This window comes from Halalkalibacterium halodurans, assembly GCF_004376175.1.
Classification (GTDB): Bacteria; Bacillota; Bacilli; order Bacillales; family Bacillaceae_D; genus Halalkalibacterium; species Halalkalibacterium halodurans.
In genome coordinates, this window is sequence record NZ_SNUY01000119.1 from 1 (window position 1) to 4,439 (window position 4,439).

At 43.0% G+C, this 4,439-nt stretch carries 3 protein-coding genes; 1 reads left to right on the top strand and 2 read right to left on the bottom strand.

Features of this window, described 5'->3' with window-relative positions; genetic code table 11:
* Positions 1-322 precede the first annotated feature (322 nt).
* Positions 323-1,036: an SIR2 family NAD-dependent protein deacylase gene (locus tag E2L07_RS20110; RefSeq protein ID WP_134230489.1), complete on the bottom strand. Its 714-nt coding sequence runs from the start codon at positions 1,034-1,036 to the stop codon at positions 323-325.
* 450 nt (positions 1,037-1,486) lie between these two features.
* Between E2L07_RS20110 and katG the strand changes: the two genes are divergently transcribed.
* A complete protein-coding gene (katG, locus tag E2L07_RS20115) occupies positions 1,487-3,694 on the top strand; it encodes a catalase/peroxidase HPI (protein ID WP_134230490.1) in 2,208 nt (735 codons plus the stop codon).
* Positions 3,695-3,839: 145 nt separating this feature from the next.
* On the opposite strand, the gene E2L07_RS20120 is transcribed toward katG, so the two are convergent.
* Positions 3,840-4,439 (bottom strand): transposase (locus E2L07_RS20120; protein WP_166740146.1); only part of this gene is annotated, 600 nt, incomplete at its 5' end.

Consider the following 4,439-nt stretch of genomic DNA (forward strand, 5'->3'; position numbering starts at 1 on the left):
AATTCTAGTGATACGGAAAACACTTTCAGACCCTCCTGGTTTGTTTGGTTAGCACTAACATTATTGCCAGGAATCTGTGAGTGTTTTCTTCTTTTTTGTTTAAATCACTAAAAGTGGTGATGAATCATTTATTATTATTCAAGCGATCAATGGACTTTTATTTTTCGTTCTCATTGGTTTCATTACGTGGCCAATCATGTGGATTTGGGGAGTCGTAGATGCTTATCGATCCGCCGAACGCTACAATCGAATGTATTCCGATCATTAGACTACTAGACTTGTCACACTCCATCGTGACAAGTCTAGTTTTTTATGAGCGCTTTTAAGCTTGAAGCGCTCGATTCGTTTCTTCTAAAAAAGTACCGATGGACTGATCTTGAATGACTAGGTCAGCTAATGGGTCCAAAGGTGTCTCATCATGGTTTACGATCACGAGCTTTGCCCCGCATTCTTTGGCGATTTTCGGAAAGAGATTAGCTGGGGAAACAACAAGAGAGGACCCTAACACGAGGAACAAATCGGCCTCCTTCGTATGGCGCTCTGCTAAAGCAAGCGTGTCCGTATTTAACATTTCACCGAATAGCACAACCGCCGGACGGATAAAGCCTCCACACGAGCAATATGGTTCGTTGGTGATGTACCGAGCCACATCATATCTCTGTCCGCATGCGACACAGTATAAACGCTGAATTGACCCATGAAGAGGAAGTACCACTTCGCTTCCTGCCTGCTCGTGAAGCCCATCGGTATTTTGCGTAATAATAGAGGTGATTGGGAGTTCTTTTTCCCATGCAGCTAACACGTCATAGCCTTTATGAGGGCGCACACCTTGAAGTCCTTCGATTCGCATCCGGTAAAAGTCAATAAATGCTTCTCGATTATGGTCCATTGCGTCTACGCTAGCTAACGCCTCAGGTTTTTTCCCTTGCCACAAGCCACGGCTTGAACGAAAGTCAGGAACCCCGCTTTCCGTACTCATTCCCGCACCAGTAAAAATGACAATTTTCTTTGCTTCGGTTAACCATGTTGTAAGCAAATCTAAGCCACCTCCAAATGATTGTATGAATGACTCTAAATTCCTAACACCAATTGTCAGTGTTTGTTGTCCAACTCATTATGTACTTTTAACTCAAATATGAAGGAATTTTCATTCGTTTTTCTGATAACTAGTGCTTAAAAAGAGACAGTCGGTGCTTTACCCTTTATTATGAGCGCTATTCATTCTCATTTTCAATTATTAATTGTAAATGACTTGCATAGTATTGAGAAGGAAGGGCTATCTATCTTCTCTAGTAAAAGCCTATTTTTATATAGACTCTCTCAGTTCAAAAAAACTTTTAAAATTTATTATTATATTTCTTTCTTTTTAAGAAATAGTTTATTATAATGATTACATAACAATAATTATTATTATCTAGTTCGTGGAATTTCGACAACTAGAGTAATAATTATTTAATACTTCATTTAAAAAGAGAGGGGAAAACAAATGGACACAAATAACACAGGAAAATGCCCATTCCATCACGGCGCCACTACTAGTCCTAAATCAAGTGGTACTACAAATAACGACTGGTGGCCAAACGCGTTAAACTTAAATATTCTTCGTCAGCATGACAAAAAATCAAACCCAATGGGAGAAGAATTTGATTATGCTGAAGAATTTTCGAAGCTAGATTATGATGCTCTTAAACAAGACGTGCGCGACCTAATGAGAGACAGTCAAGATTGGTGGCCTGCTGACTTTGGTCATTATGGTCCATTCTTTATCCGTATGTCTTGGCACGCTGCAGGTACTTACCGTATAGGTGATGGTCGAGGTGGTGGCGGAACTGGTAACCAACGCTTTGCCCCTCTTAATAGCTGGCCTGACAACGGCAACCTTGATAAAGCCCGCCGATTACTATGGCCAATTAAACAAAAATACGGTAACAAGATTTCTTGGGCTGACTTACTTGTATTAGCGGGTAATGTAGCCATTGAAGATATGGGTGGACCGGTAATTGGCTTCGGAGCTGGACGCGAAGATATTTGGCACCCTGAAGAGGACATTTACTGGGGGAGCGAAAAAGAGTGGTTAACAGGGGATAAACGTTACTCAGGTGATCGTGAGCTTGAGAATCCACTTGCAGCTGCTGAGATGGGGCTTATTTACGTTAACCCTGAAGGTCCAGACGGTAAACCAGATCCTCTAAAAGCCGCTCATGACATTCGCGAGACATTTGGCCGAATGGGAATGAACGATGAAGAAACGGTTGCCCTTATCGCTGGTGGACATACATTTGGTAAGGCTCACGGTGCAGGAAATCCAGATCATGTTGGTCCAGAGCCAGAAGCAGCTCCGATTGAAGCGCAAGGCTTAGGCTGGCAAAACACATACGGCTCTGGCAAAGGTCGCGACACGATCACTAGTGGCCTTGAAGGCGCTTGGACTGCGAATCCGACACAGTGGGATAATGGTTTCTTTGATCTATTGTTTGGATATGAATGGTGGCTTACTAAAAGTCCAGCAGGTGCATATCAATGGCAAGCTGTTGATCCTGATGAAAAGGATTTAGCACCAGATGCAGAGGACCCATCAGTTAAAGTCCCAACGGTCATGCTAACTACGGACCTTGCCTTGCGTTACGATCCAGAATACGAAAAAATTTCTCGTCGTTTTCATAAGAATCCAGATGAGTTTGCAGATGCCTTTGCTCGTGCATGGTTCAAATTATTACACCGCGATATGGGGCCAAAAGCAAGATATTTAGGTCCGGAAGTTCCTGAAGAGGACTTTATCTGGCAAGATCCTGTACCAACCGTTGATTATGAATTAACTGATGCAGAAGTAGAAGAGCTTAAAACAAAAATTTTAGATTCTGGACTTACTGTTAGCGAATTAGTCACAACGGCTTGGGCTTCAGCTAGTACGTTCCGTAATTCAGATAAGCGTGGTGGAGCTAATGGTGCCCGTATCCGTCTTGCTCCACAAAAAGATTGGGAAGTGAATCAGCCAGAGCAGCTTGAAAAAGTCCTTTCAGTACTAGAAAACATTCAAAATCAACTAGACAAAAAAGTCAGCATCGCGGATTTGATTGTACTAGGTGGTAGTGCTGCAGTAGAGAAAGCGGCAAAAGAGGCTGGCTTTGATGTAACTGTTCCTTTTGCTCCTGGACGCGGCGATGCAACACAAGAGCAAACAGATGTAGAAGGATTTGCCGTATTAGAGCCTGTCTCTGATGGTTTCCGTAACTACCAGAAGAAAGAATACAGTGTAAGCCCTGAAGAACTCTTAATTGACAAAGCTCAATTGCTCGATCTAACTGCACCAGAAATGACTGTACTTATTGGCGGAATGCGCGCTTTAGGGGCTAACTATGGCGGCACACAGCATGGTGTATTTACTGATCGTGTCGGTACACTCACAAACGATTTCTTTGTAAACTTACTTGATATGGGAATTGAGTGGAAACCTGTAGATTACAACCTATATGAAGGTCGAGACCGTAAGACAGGAGAAGTCGTACGCACTGCAACAAGAGTGGATCTCGTATTCGGCTCAAACTCTATTCTACGTGCGATTGCCGAAGTTTACGCTCAAGACGATAACAAAGGAAAGTTTGTCGAAGACTTTATCGCAGCTTGGGTTAAGGTCATGAATGCTGATCGCTTCGATCTTAAACTAAACAAAAAAGCTCAATTAACAAGTAAATAAAGATCAAAAGAAACCACTGTCAGCTCAGCGACGTGGTTTCTTTTTTATCGGCTCTATAGTATTTGTTGGGGTTAAGAAACAAATATTATAGAACCATAAAGGTTCTTAGTCAAATGTTGGGGTGGCATAGGAGGGCGAGCCCCTCTTATCCTACCCCGAATGTCTGATGTTTGAATGGATGATGCAAGAGAATACGGTTTCGCAAGCGATCATAACGCCGAAAACCAAAGGCATTTCTCTTAATCACCTTCGTTTGATTATTCAGTCCTTCAATAAAACCATTGTTTAAGCCAAACGCGAAGCTATTCAAGATCTCGGTCTGCCAGTTCTTCAGCGTCTGAATGGCTCGGTGGAACTCCTTTAACGGGCTCGCCTCCACTCTTCGGTAAAAGGCGTAGAGCCCTTGTTTCACCTCGCTCATTCGTCCTTCCCTTCCTTGCATCTTCGCTTCTTGATACCACTGACGAAAATGTTCTTTTAGCTCATACGCTTCCCTTAAATCAGGGGATAGCTCTAAGTACCGCTCCACCTTCTTCTTTTGCTTATCATCCAGTCCTTCTCTCTCTTTCTGAAACAGATGTTTGATCCGTTTACATCGTTTTCGATGATACGGATGGAACGCTTTTTGCACTCGGCGGCGAACCCCTTCCAGAGCCCAGTAGATGTAACGACAGAAATGGAACGGATCCCCAATGATGAGCGGGTGGCCTAAGGCCTTTTGAACAGCCGACTTGAAGGTATAACT